A 15,938-nucleotide genomic window follows, 5' to 3' on the forward strand; every position below is an offset into this window, starting at 1 on the left:
CGCGGCGTGAGCACGAAAGGTGAGCGGGCGAGGCGCGTCGGGTGGTGGACCACCCTCGGCGTCGCCTCGCTCCTCACCGTGATGTGCATCTGCCTGCTGTTCGCCGCGATCCGCAACGACGGCGCGATCTCCGCCCAGCTCGGCACGGCGACGGCCACGGTCGACTCGGTGGCGTTCGACCGCACGATCATCCACTTCGAAACCCCGGACGGCATCGTGCACAGCCCGGCGAACGGGGTGCTGTACCCGGACGGCCTGGCGGCGGGCCAGCTGGTGCGCATCGAGTACGACGCGTCCGACCCGGAGCTGGCCCGGGTGGCGGGCCGCTCGGCGACCTTGACGCTGCTGCCGCTGGGGAGCTTCGTGTTCTTCACGTGGCTGGTGGCGGGTCCCGCGTTGTGGTGGATCCGGCGGCAGAACAAACGGGCGAAGACCGAGGCCACGGCGGCCGCCTGAGCGGACGGCCCCGCCAGCCCCGGGCCCCCTCAGCCCGCCGTTTCCTGCCACCACCCCAGCACCTCGTCGGCCACTCCCGGCGCCGCCACCAGCAGGCCGTCGGTCGGCAACGCCGTGTCCTCCCCGTGCTTGTCCAGGACCACCGCGCCCGCCTCGATGGCCATCGCCACCGCGCCCGCCACGTCCCATTCGTGGTAGCTGTGCAGCACCGCCGCCGCCGCGTGCCCCAGCGCCACCTGAGCGATCGACAGCGCCGCCGAGCCCAGGACGCGGACCCCCGCGTGCGCCGCCGCGGCCCGCTCGATGAAGCCGCCCATGCCCGGCCAAGGACCGCGGCGGGCCAGCTCCGTGCAGACCAGCGCCCCCGCCGTCACGCAGCGGTCCGCCAGCTTGATCGGTTTGCCGTTCGCGCGGGCCCCCCGGCCGCGCGCCGCGGCGTAGATCTGGGCGCGGTACGGGTCCGCCACCACCCCCACCACCGGCCCCGCCGCGTCGACCAGCGCCAAGCTGTAGGCGCACCACGGCACCCCGGCGACGTAGTTCGCGGTGCCGTCCACCGAGTCGACGACCCAGCGGTACTCGGCGACGTCCGCGCCGTGGTCGGCGCCGAACTCGTGGCCGACCACCGGGATGCCCGGGAACTCCGCCGTCAGCACGCGCCGCGTGTGCCGCTCGAGGATCCGGTCGGTGTCGGTGACCCAGTCGAACGGCGAGTCGAGCGTCGAAGGGTGCGCGCCGCGGCCGGCGGTCGCGGTGATCACGTCGGTGGCGTCGTTGGCCAGCCGCCCGGCCACTTCGAGCGCCCTCGACAGCAGGCCGGGCTCGACGGGCCGCGGCGGCCGTGAGGACAAGAGGGTCATGCCTGCTTAGCCTGGCCCACGCTGGTTTCCGGCACACGACCTTGAGATGACATGTCGTAGCCGATCTGTTCCGGCACCGTTGGCCGCAGTGTCACACGAGCGCCAGCATCGGGTGCGATGGTCCAGGACGTGCGAGTCGCCATAGTCACCGAAAGTTTCCTGCCCCAGGTGAACGGCGTGACCAACTCCGTCCTGCGGGTCGTCGAGCACCTGCGCGAACGCGCGCACGACGTGCTGATCATCGCGCCCGGCCCCGGCCCGGACTCCTACCGCGGCGCCCCCGTGGTCCGGATCCCCGCGTTCGACGTCCCGGGGGTCAGCTCCCTGCCGATCGGCCTGCCGACGCGCACGGTGCTGAACGCGCTGGCCGCGTTCGGCCCGGACGTCGTGCACCTGGCGTCGCCGTTCGTGGTCGGCGCGCGCGGGCTCGCCGCGGCGCGCCGGCTGCGGGTGCCCTCGATCGCCGTCTACCAGACCGACATCGCCGGGTTCGCCGCCGCGTACGGCTTCGGCCTCGCCGCCCGCGCCGCGTGGCGCTGGGTGCGGCGGCTGCACTCGCGCGCCGACCGGACCCTCGCCCCGTCCAGCGACTCGGTCGCGCAGCTGGAGCTCCACGGCGTCCCCCGCGTGCACCGGTGGGCCCGCGGCGTCGACGTCGACCGGTTCTCCCCGGCGCACGCCGACCCGGCGCTGCGGGCCCGGCTCGCGCCGGACGGCGAGCTGCTCGTCGGGTTCGTCGGCAGGCTGGCGCCCGAGAAGGAGGTCGACCGGCTGGCCGCGCTGGCCGGCGTGCCGGGGATCCGCGTGGTCGTCGTCGGCGACGGCCCGGAGCTGCCCACGCTGCGGGAACAGCTGCCGGACGCGGCGTTCCTCGGCGCGAAGTACGGCGAAGAGCTTTCGGCGGCGTACGCCAGCCTGGACGTCTTCGTCCACACAGGACCGCACGAGACGTTCTGCCAGGCGGTGCAGGAGGCGATGGCGTCCGGGCTGCCGGTGCTCGCCCCGGACGCCGGGGGCCCGAAGGACCTCGTCCTGCCCGGCCGCACCGGCTACCTGCTGCCCGCGGACCGCGAGCGGTTCGGGCCGGCGCTGGTCGCGAAGGTCGGCGACCTGCGGGACGCGGCACTGCGGGCCCGCCTCGCCGAGAAGGCGCGCAAGGTGGTGCTCGGGCGGACCTGGCCCGCCGTCTGCCGGGAGCTGGTGGGGCACTACGAAGCCGTGCAGGACCGGGCCGCCCGCGCCGCCTGAGTGAGCGGGGCGGCGGCGCCGGCCGGGCGGCGGAGTTCACCTGGGCCCGCGGCGGTGGCGGGATGCTGGCCACCTTCGGCCGAGGTGCCCGGACTAACCTCGAACCATGTCACGCGCAAGCCTGGACAAGGACCCGCACGAAGTCGCCGCGATGTTCGACGGCGTCGCGTCCGGGTACGACCGGGCGAACTCGTTCATGACCTTCGGCTTCGACCGGCGCTGGCGCACCACCACCGCCCGCGTGCTCGACGCCCGCCTCGGCGAGAAGGTCCTGGACCTCGCCGCCGGCACCGGGGTGTCCACCGTCGAGTACGCCCGCGGGGGTGCCTGGTGCCTGGCCGCGGACTTCTCGTTCGGCATGCTCCGCGCCGGGCTGCACCGCAAGGTCCCGATGGTCGCGGCGGACGCGCTGAACCTGCCGTTCGCCGACGAGAGCTTCGACGCCGTGACGATCTCGCTCGCGCTGCGCAACTTCGTCGACCCGAAGGCCGCGCTCACCGAGATCGCCCGCGTGGTCAAGCCCGGCGGCCGCCTGGTGATCTGCGAGGTCTCGACACCGCCGTTCGCGCCCATCCGGTTCGTCCACCGGCGGTTCATGCTGAGGCTGCTCACCTGGGTCGGGAAGCGGACGTCGTCGAACCCCGAGGCCTACTCCTACCTGGCCGAATCGATGCTCACCTGGCCCGACCAGCGCACCCTCGGCGAGATCATCGCGAGCGCGGGCTGGACCGAAGTGGAGTGGTTGAACCTCACATTCGGCGTCGTGGCGATCCACCGCGCGCGAAAGCCCGCATAAACTGCGGCCATGAGCCGTCGTAGCCCAGATCAAGACGCCGAAGTCATCGTCGTCGGCGCCGGACCCGCCGGGTCCACCGTGGCCACCTACCTGGCCCGCGCGGGCGTCGACGTCCTCCTGCTGGAGAAGACCGAGTTCCCCCGCGAGAAGGTCTGCGGCGACGGCCTGACCCCGCGCGGTGTCAAGCAGCTTATTGACCTCGGCATCGACACGAGCGAGGACGCCGGCTGGGTGCACAGCCGCGGCCTGCGGATCCTCACCGGCGACCTGACGCTGGAACTCGACTGGCCGGACCTGACCAGCTACCCGCCCTACGGCGTTTCCCGCACCCGCCACGACTTCGACGACCTCCTCGCGAAGCTCGCCGTGAAGGCGGGCGCGCGGCTCTACGAGCGCACGACCGTCATGAGCGCGATCACCGACGCGAGCGGGCGCGTGGTCGGCGTCGAGGCGAAGGTGGGCCCGGAGAAGACCCCGGTGCACTACCGCGCGCCGCTGGTCCTGGCCTGCGACGGCGTGTCCGCGCGGCTCGCGCTGAGCGTCGGCATCCAGAAGAACGAGAAGCGCCCGATGGGCGTCGCGGTGCGCCAGTACTACAAGAGCCCGCGCCACGACGACCCGTTCATCGAGGGCCACCTCGAGCTGTGGGACCGCTCCGACCCGCGTGACCCGAAGCTGCTGCCGGGCTACGGCTGGGCGTTCCCGCTCGGCGACGGCACGGTGAACGTCGGCCTCGGCATGCTCTCGACGTCGGCCTCGTTCCGGAACACCGACTACCGCGCGCTGCTGCGCCAGTGGCTCGACGGGACCCCCGAGGAGTGGGGCTACCGCGAGGAGAACGCGATCGGCAAGGTCGGCGGCGCCGGCCTCCCGATGGGCTTCAACCGCACCCCGCACTACCGCGACGGCCTGCTGCTGCTCGGCGACGCGGGCGGCATGGTCAGCCCGTTCAACGGCGAAGGCATCTCCGCGGCGATGGAGTCCGCGCAGATCGCGGCGGAGGTCGTCGTGCAGGCCCTCGCGCGGCGCGAAGGGCCTTCGCGCGAGCGGGCGCTGGAGGCGTACCCGCGCGCGGTCGGCGAGCTGATGGGTGGCTACTACCAGCTGGGGAACGTGTTCGCGAAGATCATCGGCAAGCCGAAGATCATGCACGCCTGCACGAAGTACGGGCTGCGCATCAACAAGCTCCTGCCGCTGGTCTACAAGGGCCTGTCCGGCTGCTACGACGCCAAGGGCGGCGACGGCGTCGACCGCCTGATCTCGGCCCTCGCCCGCGTCACTCCGACCCCCCGCTGAACCCGGCTCCCAAGCGGCCCAATGTGGCCTTCGGTGCGTTCAACGCACCGAAGGCCACATTGGGTGCGTTGAACGCAACCAAGGCCACATTGGGGCGCTCTTGCGCGCGGACACACGGGTGGCGTAGCAAGTTGGCCGTGCGGTCAGTGGGATAGATCACAGGTCAGCGCCCGTTTTGTCCTCTCGGAACGCGATCTTGACCGCCTTCGTGCAGGTCGCGCGCGCGGTGTTGCTGCCCCGTGACAACGATGGCGCCGTGACTTAGGGCACCCTCATAACGAGGGGTACTAGGGACAAGCGTGTGAGTCGCGTCCTAGACTCCCCCCATGCTTTGTGAATCCCTTCACACCCACGACGAGTGGCTTGTGAACTATTTCACAAGCGTGCAGTGTTTTCCTCCCAGGTCCAGCCACGGGCCGTAAGGAGACCCTGACCCTCGGCGGTGTGACCCAGGTCCCTTAGGGTGCCGACGAGGCCCAGCGGTTCCCACCACAAGCACAACCGCAGCGGCGCGGAAAGGATGGCGAAGACCCCGTGCTGACGTTGCTGACCCGAACCGACACGGTGCAGCTGGCGCAAGAGGCCCCGAGCCTGAAGCCCTACCTGCCCCTGGTCCTGTTGTTCGTGCTGGCACTCGGGTTTGCCGTGTTGTCGGTCCTGCTGGGCCCGCTCGTCGGCCCCAGTCGCTACAACAAGGCCAAGCTCGAGGCCTACGAGTGCGGCATCGAACCGTCCCCGCAGCCGCTCGTCGGCGCCGGGCGGATGCCGGTGGCGTACTACATCACCGCAATGATGTTCATCCTGTTCGACATCGAGATGGTCTTCCTCTACCCGTTCGCCGTGCAGGCGGACGCGCTGGGCACGTTCGGCCTGGTGGAGATCCTGCTGTTCATCGCGACGGTCGGCTTCGCGTACGCCTACGTGTGGCGGCGCGGCGGCCTGGATTGGAACTAGACCCATGGGCCTCGAAGAGAAACTCCCCAACGGCATCCTGCTGGCCAGCCTTGAAGGTCTCGTCAACTGGTCGCGGAAGAACTCGATGTGGCCCGCCACCTTCGGGCTGGCCTGCTGCGCGATCGAGATGATGACCGTCGGCGGTTCCCGCTACGACATCGCCCGCTTCGGCATGGAGCGCTTCAGCGCCACCCCGCGCCAGGCCGACCTGATGATCGTCGCCGGCCGGGTCACGCAGAAGATGGCCCCGGTCCTGCGTCAGATCTACGACCAGATGGCCGAGCCCAAGTGGGTGCTCGCCATGGGCGTCTGCGCCTCCTCCGGCGGCATGTTCAACAACTACGCCGTGGTCCAGGGCGTCGACCACGTCGTTCCGGTCGACATGTACCTGCCCGGCTGCCCGCCGCGCCCGGAGATGCTGCTGGACGCCATCCTCAAGCTGCACGCCAAGATCCAGGACGAGCCGATCAACGCCCGCCGCGCCGCCCTGCGCGCCGCGAGCGGTGCCCGCACCGAGCTCGTCGCGTCGTCGATCAAGTACGCGAAGAAGTAGAGCGATGACTGAGAACCCCCAACCCGGCGAAGAGCAGTCGAGCGCCGAGCGAGCCGAAACCGGCCTGACGGCGAAGGGCCCGGGCGCGGCCGAACCGGTCGTCACCGGGCGCGAACGCCAGGGCATGTTCGGCGTCCGCGGCACCGGTGACACCTCCGGCTACGGCGGCGTCCGGCTCCCGGCGTACAGCCCGGCGCCGGCCGAGCGCCCGTACGGCGGCTGGTTCGACGCCTTCGCCGACGAGTTCTACGCCGCGCTGGCCGAGCGCAAGGTCCCCGCCGAGGCGATCCTCCAGACGACGGTGGACCGCGGCGAGATCACCTTCTACGTCGCCCGCGAGCACCTGCCCGCCGTCGCCAAGACGCTGCGCGACGACGGCGGCCTCCGGTTCGAGCTGCTGTCCTCGGTGTCCGGGGTGGACTACGGCGTCGACGTCCCGCAGCGGCTGCACGCGGTCTACCACTTCACGTCGCTGACCTACCGGCGCCGGATCCGGCTCGAGGTCACCCTCGACGTCGAGGACGCGCACGTGCCGTCGCTGGTGGAGACCTACCCGACCGCCGACTGGCAGGAGCGGGAGGCCTGGGACATGTTCGGGATCGTCTTCGACGGCCACCCGGCGCTGACCCGGATCCTCATGCCGGACGACTGGGACGGCCACCCCCAGCGCAAGGACTACCCGCTCGGCGGGATCCCGGTCGAATACAAGGGCGCGGAGATCCCCCCGCCCGACCAGCGGAGGTCTTACTCGTGAGCACCGAGAACCTTTCCGACGTCACCACGGGCACGTCGACCACCGAGACCGGCAGCGACAGCACCGACAACGTCAACTACGCCGACTCCCGCGACACCACCGAAGGCCGCGTCTACACGGTCTCCGGCGGCGACTGGGACGACGTCATCGCCGACGCGGCGCACGACGAGCGCATGGTCATCAACATGGGCCCGCAGCACCCGTCGACGCACGGCGTGCTCCGGCTCGTGCTGGAAATGGAGGGCGAGACCGTCACGCAGCTGCGGTCGGTCATCGGCTACCTCCACACCGGCATCGAGAAGAACTGCGAGTACCGCACCTGGACCCAGGGCGTCACCTTCGTGACGCGCATGGACTACCTGGCCCCGCTGTCGACGGAGATGGCGTACTGCCTCGGCGTCGAGAAGCTGCTGCAGATCGAGGCCCCGCGCCGCGCGCAGCTGCTGCGCGTGCTGCTGCTGGAGATCAACCGGATCGGCTCGCACCTGGTCTACATCGCCACCGGCGGCATGGAGCTCGGCGCCACCACCGCGATGACGCTGGGCTTCCGCGAGCGCGAAGAGGTGCTGCACCTGCTGGAGCACCTGACCGGCCTGCGGATGAACCACGCGTTCATCCGCCCCGGCGGCCTCGCGCAGGACATGCCCGCCGACTACCACGAGAAGGTCAGCGACTTCGTCAAGACGATGAAGAAGCGCCTTCCGTTGTACGACAAGCTGTTCACCGGGCAGCCGATCTGGCGCAACCGGCTCAAGGGCGTCGGGTACCTGCCGGTCGACGCGTGCCTCGCGCTCGGCGTCACGGGCCCGGTGCTGCGCAGCGCCGGCCTGCCGTGGGACCTGCGCAAGACCGAGCCGTACTCCTGCTACGACGAGTTCGACTTCGACGTCCCGGTCGACAACGGCGCCGACTGCTGGTCGCGCTACCTGATCCGGGTGCACGAGATGCACGAGAGCCTCAAGATCATCGAGCAGTGCCTGGAGAAGCTGGAGCCGGGCCCGGTCATGGTCGAGGACAAGAAGGTCGCGTGGCCCGCGCAGCTGTCCATCGGCAGCGACGGCATGGGCAACTCGCTCGAGCACGTCAAGAAGATCATGGGCCAGTCGATGGAGTCCCTGATCCACCACTTCAAGCTGGTCACCGAGGGCTTCAAGGTGCCGGCCGGCCAGGTGTACACGAGCGTCGAGTCGCCGCGCGGCGAGCTGGGCGTGCACCTGGTGTCCGACGGCGGCACCCGCCCGACGCGCGTCCACGTGCGGGACCCGAGCTTCGTGAACCTGCAGTCGATGCCCGCCATGGCCGAAGGCGGCCTGGTCGCCGACGTGATCGCCGCCATCGCCTCGATCGACCCCGTCATGGGGGGAGTGGACCGATGACCACAGCAGTTCCCGAGCCGGGCCCCAACTACGCTGCCGCAACTTACGCGGCGGCCTCGGCCGACACCGACGTCGTCGCCATCGCGCCGGACTCCGCGGTGGCGGCCGGGATCATCACCGAGACGCCGCTGGAAGACATCTTCGACGCGGACATCCACGCCAAGGCGCAGGACCTGATCGCGCGCTACCCGATGTCCCGCTCGGCGCTGCTGCCGATGCTGCACCTCGTGCAGTCCGTGCAGGGGTACGTCAGCCAGGAAGGCATCGCGTTCTGCGCGAAGCAGCTCGACCTGTCCGACGCCGAGGTCAGCGCGGTCGCGACGTTCTACACGATGTACAAGCGCCGCCCGTGCGGCGAGCACCTCGTGAGCGTCTGCACCAACACGCTGTGCGCGGCCATGGGCGGCGACGCGATCTACAAGAAGCTCCAGACGCACCTCGGGTCCGAGGTGGAACCGCTGGGGCACAACGAGACCGCGGGCACGCCGAACGAGCCGGGCTCGATCACCCTCGAGCACGCCGAGTGCCTCGCGGCCTGCGACCTCGCGCCGGTCATCCAGGTCAACTACGAGTACTTCGACAACCAGACCGAAGAGAAGGCCGTCGAGCTGGTCGACGCGCTGCGGGCGGGGCAGAAGCCGGCCCCGACGCGCGGTGCCCCGCTGACGAGCTTCAAGGGCGCCGAGTTGCAGCTCGCCGGGTTCTTCCCGGAGGACGAGCGGCAGTACCGCAAGGACGTCGACGGCCCGTCGCAGGCCGTCGAGACGCTGCGGGGCGCGAAGCTCGCGCAGGACCGCGGCTGGGTCGCCCCGGTGGCCCAGGATGTTCCCCTGCCGGAAGTGGAGAAGAAGTAGTGGCTGACCCCATCACTCCGGTCCTCACGAAGCGCTGGCTGTCGCCGAACTCCTGGCAGATCGGCCAGTACGAGGCCCTCGAGGGCTACACCGCCGTCCGCAAGGCTCTCGCCGGGACGCCGGAGCAGCTCGTCCAGCTGGTCAAGGACTCCGGCCTGCGCGGCCGCGGCGGCGCGGGCTTCCCGGCCGGCATCAAGTGGTCCTTCATGCCGCCGAACTTCGACAAGCCGCACTACCTGGTCATCAACGCCGACGAGGGCGAACCGGGCACCTGCAAGGACATCCCGCTGATGATGGCGGACCCGCACTCGCTCATCGAGGGCTGCATCATCGCTTCGTACGCGATGCGGTCCAACCACTGCTTCATCTACGTCCGCGGCGAGGCGCTGCACTGCATCCGCCGCCTCAACGCGGCCGTGCGTGAAGCCGAAGCCGCGGGCTACCTTGGCGAGAACATCCTCGGCTCCGGCTTCGACCTGAAGATCACCGTCCACGCGGGAGCGGGCGCGTACATCTGCGGCGAGGAGACGGCGCTGCTCGACTCGCTCGAGGGCCGTCGTGGCCAGCCGCGGCTCAAGCCGCCGTTCCCGGCCGCCGCGGGCCTCTACGCCGCGCCGACCACGGTCAACAACGTCGAGACCATCGCGAGCGCGCCGTTCATCGTCAACGGCGGGTCGAGCTGGTTCCGCGAGATGGGCCGCGAGAAGTCGCCCGGCCCGAAGATCTACTCGATCTCCGGCCACGTCGAGAAGCCCGGCCAGTACGAGTGCCCGCTCGGCACCACGCTGCGCGAGCTGCTGGACATGGCGGGCGGCATGAAGGACGGCATCCCGCTCAAGTTCTGGACCCCGGGCGGCTCGTCCACCCCGATGTTCACCGCCGAGCACCTCGACGTTCCCCTGGACTTCGAAGGCGCGGCGGAAGCGGGCTCCATGCTGGGCACCACCGCCGTCCAGGTGTTCAACGAGACCGTGTCGGTGCCGTGGGCCGTGATGAAGTGGACGCAGTTCTACGAGCACGAGTCCTGCGGCAAGTGCACGCCGTGCCGCGAAGGCACGTACTGGCTGGCACAGATCCTCGAGCGGATGGTCGAGGGCCACGGGACCGAAGAGGACATCGACACCCTCCTCGACGTCTGCGACAACATCCTCGGCCGGTCGTTCTGCGCCCTCGGCGACGGCGCGGTGTCGCCGATCACCAGCGGCATCAAGTACTTCCGGGACGAGTTCCTCGCGCTGTGCGAGAAGAACCGGCACGAACAGACCAAGCCCGAACTCGTGGGAGCGCAGGCATGACGATCGCGCCCGACAAGCCAGAGACCCAGGAGACGCCGGTCCCCGAAGGCCACGTCAAGCTGGTCATCGACGGCGAAGAGGTCATCGCCCCCAAGGGGGAGCTGCTCATCCGCACGGCCGAGCGCCTCGGCACGGTCATCCCGCGGTTCTGCGACCACCCGCTCCTCTCCCCGGCCGGCGCCTGCCGCCAGTGCCTGGTCGAGGTCGAGATGGGCGGCCGGCCGATGCCGAAGCCGCAGGCGTCCTGCACGATGACCGTCGCCGACGGCATGGTCGTCAAGACGCAGCTGACGTCGCCGGTCGCGGACAAGGCGCAGCAGGGTGTGATGGAGCTGCTGCTCATCAACCACCCGCTGGACTGCCCGGTCTGCGACAAGGGCGGCGAGTGCCCGCTGCAGAACCAGGCGCTGGCCCACGGCCGCACGGAGTCGCGGTTCGTCGACACCAAGCGGACGTTCCCGAAGCCGCTGCCGATCTCGACGCAGGTGCTGCTCGACCGCGAACGCTGCGTGCTCTGCCAGCGCTGCACCCGGTTCTCCAGCGAGATCGCCGGCGACCCGTTCATCGAGCTCCTCGAACGCGGCGCCCACCAGCAGATCGGCACCGCGGAGACGGCGGACGTGCTCGACATGGCGTCGCGGACGACGTCCGGCCAGCCGTTCCAGAGCTACTTCTCCGGCAACGTGATCCAGATCTGCCCGGTCGGCGCGCTGACCAGCGCCGCCTACCGGTTCCGGTCCCGTCCGTTCGACCTGGTGTCCGCGCCGAGCGTGTGCGAGCACTGCTCGTCCGGCTGTGCCGAGCGGACCGACTTCCGGCGTGGCAAGGTCCAGCGCAAGCTGGCCGGCGACGACCCCGAAGTCAACGAAGAGTGGATCTGCGACAAGGGCCGGTTCGCCTTCCGCTACACCGGCGCCGAGGACCGCATCAAGCGGCCGCTGGTCCGCAACCGCGAGACCGGCGAGCTGGAGGAAGCGTCCTGGACCGACGCGCTGCGCGCCGCGGCCGCCGGGCTCGGGGAAGCCCGGTCCAACGGCGGTGTGGGCGTCCTGCCCGGTGGCCGGCTGACCGTCGAGGACGCCTACGCGTACTCGAAGTTCGCCCGCGTCGCCCTGCAGACGAACGACGTCGACTTCCGCGCCCGCCCGCACTCGGCCGAGGAACTGGCGTTCCTGACTTCGCACGTCGTGGGCGTGACGCCGGAGTCCGGCGTCACCTTCGGCGAGATCGAGCGGGCTCGCACGGTCCTGTGCGTGGCGTTCGAGCCCGAGGACGAAGCCCCGATCGTGTTCCTGCGGCTGCGCAAGGCGGCCCGCCGGAACAAGACCCGGGTCGTCCACTTGGGACAGTGGTCGACGTCGTCGGTGCGCAAGACGTTCGGTGAGCTGCTCGCCTGCGTCCCCGGCCAGGAGGCCGCGGCCGTCGAGGCCATCGCCAAGCACGCGCCGGACCTCGACGAGGCCCTGCGCGGCGAAGGCGCCGTCGTCCTGGTCGGCGAGCGCGCCGCTCAGGTCCCGGGCCTGTTCGCCGCCCTGCACGACCTGGTGGAGCGCACCGCCGTCCGGCTCGCGTGGATCCCGCGCCGCGCCGGTGACCGGGGCGCGCTGGAGACCGGCTGCGTGCCGTCGCTGCTGCCCGGCGGCCGCCGGGTCGGCGACGACGCCGCCCGCGTCACCGTCGAAAACGCCTGGGGCGTCCCGATCCCGGCCACCCCGGGCCGCGACACCACCGACATCCTGCTGGCCGCGTCGGCCCGCGAACTGAGCGGCCTGCTCGTCGGCGGGGTCGACCCGTTCGACCTGCCGGACCCGGCCCTCGCGCTGCGCGCGCTGGACAACGCCGGGTTCGTGGTCAGCCTCGAACTGCGGCACAGCGCGGTGACCGAGCGCGCGGACGTCGTGCTCCCGGTGGCCGCGTCGGACGAGAAGGCGGGCAGCTACCTCAACTGGGAGGGCCGCACCCGCCCGTTCGACACGACCATCGAAGGCACCGGCGCCCTGCCGGACTGCCGGGTGCTCGACACGCTCGCCGTCGAGATGGACGCGGACCTGTTCACGCAGACGCCGGCCGCCGCGCGCGGCGACTTCGAGAAGCTGGGCCACGCCTCGGCGCTGCGCTGGGGCCACGTCGCCGCCGAGGTCGCGCCGCCCGCGACCCCGGGTGACGGCCAGGCGGTCCTGTCGACCTGGCGCCAGCTGATCGACAACGGTTCGCTGCAGGACGGCGAGCCGCACCTCAAGGGCACCCAGCGCACGCCGGTCGCCCGGCTGTCGGCGACGACCGCCGCGGGGCTGGGCACCACCGTGCGGGTGAGCACCGAACGCGGTGCGATCACGCTGCCGGTGGAGATCGCCGACCTGCCCGACGGCGTCGTGTGGCTGCCGGGCAACTCCGACGGTTCCGCCGTGTTCAAGACGCTCGGTGCCGGTCATGGCGCCGTGGTGAACCTCGCTGGAGGTGGGCAATGACCCCGCTGCTGACCGAAGCGGCCGTCGGCAGTGTGCCGGACGCGGCGACGCGGGCGGCCCTGCTGGCCGACGACCCGTTCTGGCTGATCCTGCTCAAGTGCGTGGTCGTCCTGCTGATCGGCCCGATCCTGACGATCCTGTTGATCGTTTGGGAGCGCAAGGCCGTCGGCCGGATGCAGAACCGGCCGGGCCCCAACCGCGTCGGCCCGAACGGCTACCTGCAGTCCTTGGCGGACGCGATCAAGCTGCCGTTCAAGGAACAGATCATCCCGGACACCGCCGACCGCAAGGTGTACTTCCTCGCCCCGGTCGTGTGCGTGGTGCCTTCGCTGATCGCGCTGTCGGCCATCCCGTTCGGCCCGGTCGTGTCGATCTTCGGCGAACGGACGGTGCTCCAGCTGCTCGACCTGCCGGTCAGCGTGCTGGTGATCCTGGCCTGCTCCTCGATCGGCGTCTACGGCATCGTGCTCGCCGGCTGGTCGTCCGGCTCGCCGTACCCGCTGCTCGGCGGCATGCGCAGCGCGGCGCAGGTGATCTCCTACGAGATCGCGATGGGCCTGTCGATCGTCGCGGTGATCCTGCAGGCGGGCTCGCTGAACCTGGCGGACATCGTCGGCGCGCAGCACAAGGCGTGGTTCCTCTACCTGGTCCCGAGCTTCGTGATCTACCTGATCTCGATGGTCGGCGAGACCAACCGCGCCCCGTTCGACCTCCCGGAGGCCGAGTCGGAGCTGGTCGGCGGCTTCCACACCGAGTACAGCTCGATGAAGTTCGCGATGTTCTTCCTCGCCGAGTACGTCAACATGGTGATCGTCTCGGCGTTCGCGACCACGCTGTTCCTCGGCGGCTGGATGGCCCCGTGGCCGCTGTCGCTGATCGGGAACAACGTGCTCAACACCGGCTGGTGGCCGGTGCTGTGGTTCTTCGCGAAGATGTTCGTCCTGCTGTTCGGGTTCATCTGGTTGCGCGGCACGCTGCCCCGCCTGCGCTACGACCAGTTCATGCGCCTGGGCTGGAAGGTCCTGGTCCCGCTGAACCTGGTGTGGATCATCATGGTGACCTTCGCGAAGGTCATCACCTGGAACACCGCGACCATCATCATCGCCGCGGTCGCCATCTTCATCATCGTCGGGCTGTTCTTCTACGTCCGCGCCGAGGGCCGCGAAGAGGAAAGCGAAAGCATCCCGGTGACCGGCGGCGGCTTCCCGGTCCCGCCGCTGGACCTCAAGGTCCCGCAGACCACCCCGCGTCAGAAGGCTTTGGCCAAGGCCGAGGCGAAGGCGGCCCGCCGCAAGCCGGCGGCCGTCGGTACCGCAAAGGAAGGAGCACAAGATGGGGTTTCTTGATCCCGTCAAGGGCTTCGGCGTCACCTTCGGGATGATGTTCAAGAAGGTCGCTACCGAGGAATACCCGGAGGCCGGCGCGCCGGCCGCGCCGCGGTACCACGGCAGGCACCAGCTGAACCGCCACCCGGACGGCCTCGAGAAGTGCGTCGGCTGCGAGCTGTGCGCGTGGGCGTGCCCGGCGGACGCGATCTTCGTCGAGGGCGGTGACAACACCGAGGAGGCGCGGTTCTCGCCGGGCGAGCGGTACGGCGCGGACTACCAGATCAACTACCTGCGCTGCATCGGCTGCGGCCTCTGCATCGAGGCGTGCCCGACGCGGTCACTGACGATGATCAACTTCTACGAGCTGGCCGACGACGACCGCCAGCGGTTGATCTACACGAAGGAGGACCTGCTCGCCCCGCTGCTGCCCGGCATGGAACAGCCGCCGCACCCGATGCGGCTCGGTGAAAACGAGCAGGACTACTACGTCAACGGGCCCGAACTCGCGCGTGGCGGGGAGGCGGCGAAGTGATTTCCGCACTTCTCGCCCAGGCCCCGACCGGCGCCGCCGCGGGCGTGTCCACCGGCGAGGCGATCGCGTTCTGGATCCTCGGCCCGGTCGCGCTGCTCGGCGCGCTCGGCATGATCTTCTCCCGCAACGCCGTGCACTCGGCGCTGTGGCTGGTGCTGACCATGCTGAGCCTCGGCGCGCTGTACATGATCCAGTCGGCGCCGTTCCTGGGTTTCACCCAGATCATCGTCTACACCGGCGCGATCATGATGCTCTTCCTGTTCGTGCTGATGCTGGTCGGCCGCGAGAGTTCCGACTCGGTCGTCGAAGTCCTGCGCGGACAGCGGCTGGCCGCGACCGTGCTCGGCATCGGCCTCGCCGCGCTGCTGGCCACCGGCATCTACCGGGCGATGGAGAACGTCACCCCGGCCATCCCGCTCGACTCGGCCACCCCGGCCGGCGGCGGGCCGAAGGGCCTGGGCCGGCTGATCTTCACCGACTACCTGTTCCCGTTCGAGCTGACGTCGGCGCTGCTCATCACCGCCGCGGTCGGCACGATGGTGCTCGCCTTCACCGACCGGCACGGCAAGGGCGGCAAGCTCTCGCAGCGGGAACTGGTCCTGCTGCGCTTCCGCGGCGAGCACGACCGGCCGTCGCCGCTGCCCGGCCCGGGTGTCTTCGCCACCGCCAACTCGGTGGCGACGCCGGCACTGCTGCCGGACGGCTCGATCGCCCCGGAGTCGCTCTCGGCGATCATCGAGTCCACCTCGGCGATCGAGCTGGCGAAGGAACGCAAGCTCGTCGCCGACCAGGGCCCGCACCCGGACGCGCACGCGCTGGTCGGCACTGATTCTTCGGAACCCGAGGGGGAGAAGGCATGACCCCGACGTACTACCTGCTGCTGTCGGCGCTGCTCTTCGCGCTCGGCGCGGTCGGCGTGCTGGTGCGGCGCAACGCGATCGTCGTGTTCATGTGCATCGAGCTGATGCTCAACGCGGTGAACCTGTCGCTGGTCACCTTCGCCCGGATCAACGGCGGGCTCGACGGCCAGATCATGGCGTTCTTCGTCATGGTCGTCGCGGCCGCCGAGGTCGTGGTCGGCCTGGCGATCATCATGGCCATCTTCCGCACCCGGCGCTCGGCCTCGGTCGACGACACCAACCTGCTGAAGTACTGAGGGAGAGACCCG

At 70.4% G+C, this 15,938-nt stretch carries 16 protein-coding genes; 15 read left to right on the top strand and 1 reads right to left on the bottom strand.

The window, feature by feature from the left end; translation table 11 throughout:
* Window positions 1–6 precede the first annotated feature (6 nt).
* Entirely contained in the window at window positions 7–456 is a 450-nt protein-coding gene (locus AB0F15_RS01545; protein WP_360263482.1) for a DUF3592 domain-containing protein, read from the top strand.
* Between the two features lie 29 nt (window positions 457–485).
* On the opposite strand, the gene AB0F15_RS01550 is transcribed toward AB0F15_RS01545, so the two are convergent.
* Window positions 486–1,316: an inositol monophosphatase gene (locus AB0F15_RS01550; RefSeq protein WP_360263485.1), complete on the bottom strand. Its 831-nt coding sequence runs from the start codon at window positions 1,314–1,316 to the stop codon at window positions 486–488.
* A gap of 177 nt (window positions 1,317–1,493) precedes the next feature.
* Here AB0F15_RS01550 and AB0F15_RS01555 point away from each other — a divergent pair, with 177 nt between their 5' ends.
* The 14 genes from AB0F15_RS01555 (at window position 1,494) to nuoK (ending at window position 15,926) form a co-directional block, all read left to right on the top strand.
* The gene (locus AB0F15_RS01555) at window positions 1,494–2,564 is read left to right on the top strand and encodes a glycosyltransferase family 1 protein (protein ID WP_360263487.1); all 1,071 of its coding nucleotides are present in this window, start codon (window positions 1,494–1,496) and stop codon (window positions 2,562–2,564) included.
* Between the two features lie 106 nt (window positions 2,565–2,670).
* Window positions 2,671–3,360, top strand: a complete 690-nt coding sequence (locus tag AB0F15_RS01560; protein ID WP_360263490.1) for a class I SAM-dependent methyltransferase — start codon at window positions 2,671–2,673, stop codon at window positions 3,358–3,360.
* A 9-nt stretch (window positions 3,361–3,369) separates the two neighbouring features.
* On the top strand, window positions 3,370–4,656 hold the full coding sequence (locus AB0F15_RS01565; protein ID WP_360263493.1) for a geranylgeranyl reductase family protein: 1,287 nt from the start codon (window positions 3,370–3,372) through the stop codon (window positions 4,654–4,656).
* Window positions 4,657–5,190: 534 nt separating this feature from the next.
* Window positions 5,191–5,610 (top strand): NADH-quinone oxidoreductase subunit A, encoded by a 420-nt coding sequence (locus AB0F15_RS01570; protein ID WP_360263495.1) that lies wholly within the window; start codon window positions 5,191–5,193, stop codon window positions 5,608–5,610.
* Window positions 5,611–5,614: 4 nt separating this feature from the next.
* A complete protein-coding gene (locus AB0F15_RS01575) occupies window positions 5,615–6,163 on the top strand; it encodes an NADH-quinone oxidoreductase subunit B family protein (protein WP_360263497.1) in 549 nt (182 codons plus the stop codon).
* 4 nt (window positions 6,164–6,167) lie between these two features.
* Window positions 6,168–6,917, top strand: a complete 750-nt coding sequence (locus AB0F15_RS01580; RefSeq protein ID WP_360263500.1) for an NADH-quinone oxidoreductase subunit C — start codon at window positions 6,168–6,170, stop codon at window positions 6,915–6,917.
* The gene (locus tag AB0F15_RS01585) at window positions 6,914–8,293 is read left to right on the top strand and encodes an NADH-quinone oxidoreductase subunit D (protein ID WP_360263502.1); all 1,380 of its coding nucleotides are present in this window, start codon (window positions 6,914–6,916) and stop codon (window positions 8,291–8,293) included. Before AB0F15_RS01580 ends, AB0F15_RS01585 begins: the two co-directional genes overlap by 4 nt.
* Window positions 8,290–9,147, top strand: a complete 858-nt coding sequence (gene nuoE / locus AB0F15_RS01590; RefSeq protein WP_360263504.1) for an NADH-quinone oxidoreductase subunit NuoE — start codon at window positions 8,290–8,292, stop codon at window positions 9,145–9,147. Before AB0F15_RS01585 ends, nuoE begins: the two co-directional genes overlap by 4 nt.
* Window positions 9,147–10,442 (top strand): NADH-quinone oxidoreductase subunit NuoF, encoded by a 1,296-nt coding sequence (gene nuoF, locus AB0F15_RS01595; protein ID WP_360263506.1) that lies wholly within the window; start codon window positions 9,147–9,149, stop codon window positions 10,440–10,442. The genes nuoE and nuoF overlap by 1 nt, the downstream gene beginning before the upstream one ends.
* Entirely contained in the window at window positions 10,439–12,910 is a 2,472-nt protein-coding gene (locus AB0F15_RS01600) for an NADH-quinone oxidoreductase subunit G (RefSeq protein ID WP_360263509.1), read from the top strand. The genes nuoF and AB0F15_RS01600 overlap by 4 nt, the downstream gene beginning before the upstream one ends.
* Entirely contained in the window at window positions 12,907–14,256 is a 1,350-nt protein-coding gene (gene nuoH / locus AB0F15_RS01605; RefSeq protein WP_360263511.1) for an NADH-quinone oxidoreductase subunit NuoH, read from the top strand. The genes AB0F15_RS01600 and nuoH overlap by 4 nt, the downstream gene beginning before the upstream one ends.
* The gene (gene nuoI / locus AB0F15_RS01610; protein WP_360263514.1) at window positions 14,243–14,770 is read left to right on the top strand and encodes an NADH-quinone oxidoreductase subunit NuoI; all 528 of its coding nucleotides are present in this window, start codon (window positions 14,243–14,245) and stop codon (window positions 14,768–14,770) included. Before nuoH ends, nuoI begins: the two co-directional genes overlap by 14 nt.
* Window positions 14,767–15,630, top strand: coding sequence for an NADH-quinone oxidoreductase subunit J (locus AB0F15_RS01615; protein WP_360263517.1), 864 nt, complete (start codon window positions 14,767–14,769; stop codon window positions 15,628–15,630). The genes nuoI and AB0F15_RS01615 overlap by 4 nt, the downstream gene beginning before the upstream one ends.
* The gene (gene nuoK / locus AB0F15_RS01620) at window positions 15,627–15,926 is read left to right on the top strand and encodes an NADH-quinone oxidoreductase subunit NuoK (RefSeq protein WP_003081840.1); all 300 of its coding nucleotides are present in this window, start codon (window positions 15,627–15,629) and stop codon (window positions 15,924–15,926) included. Before AB0F15_RS01615 ends, nuoK begins: the two co-directional genes overlap by 4 nt.
* Window positions 15,927–15,938 lie beyond the last annotated feature (12 nt).

The sequence above is a fragment of the Amycolatopsis sp. NPDC026612 genome, assembly GCF_040638285.1.
Taxonomy (GTDB): Bacteria; Actinomycetota; Actinomycetes; order Mycobacteriales; family Pseudonocardiaceae; genus Amycolatopsis.

Coding starts and splice junctions, on each gene's coding strand:
- nuoK (WP_003081840.1), top strand. CDS start 15,627: ATGACCCCGACGTACTACCTGCTGCTGTCGGCGCTGCTCTTCGCGCTC.
- AB0F15_RS01600 (WP_360263509.1), top strand. CDS start 10,439: ATGACGATCGCGCCCGACAAGCCAGAGACCCAGGAGACGCCGGTCCCC.
- AB0F15_RS01565 (WP_360263493.1), top strand. CDS start 3,370: ATGAGCCGTCGTAGCCCAGATCAAGACGCCGAAGTCATCGTCGTCGGC.
- nuoE (WP_360263504.1), top strand. CDS start 8,290: ATGACCACAGCAGTTCCCGAGCCGGGCCCCAACTACGCTGCCGCAACT.
- AB0F15_RS01560 (WP_360263490.1), top strand. CDS start 2,671: ATGTCACGCGCAAGCCTGGACAAGGACCCGCACGAAGTCGCCGCGATG.
- AB0F15_RS01580 (WP_360263500.1), top strand. CDS start 6,168: ATGACTGAGAACCCCCAACCCGGCGAAGAGCAGTCGAGCGCCGAGCGA.
- AB0F15_RS01550 (WP_360263485.1), bottom strand. CDS start 1,316: ATGACCCTCTTGTCCTCACGGCCGCCGCGGCCCGTCGAGCCCGGCCTG.
- nuoH (WP_360263511.1), top strand. CDS start 12,907: ATGACCCCGCTGCTGACCGAAGCGGCCGTCGGCAGTGTGCCGGACGCG.
- nuoI (WP_360263514.1), top strand. CDS start 14,243: ATGGGGTTTCTTGATCCCGTCAAGGGCTTCGGCGTCACCTTCGGGATG.
- AB0F15_RS01575 (WP_360263497.1), top strand. CDS start 5,615: ATGGGCCTCGAAGAGAAACTCCCCAACGGCATCCTGCTGGCCAGCCTT.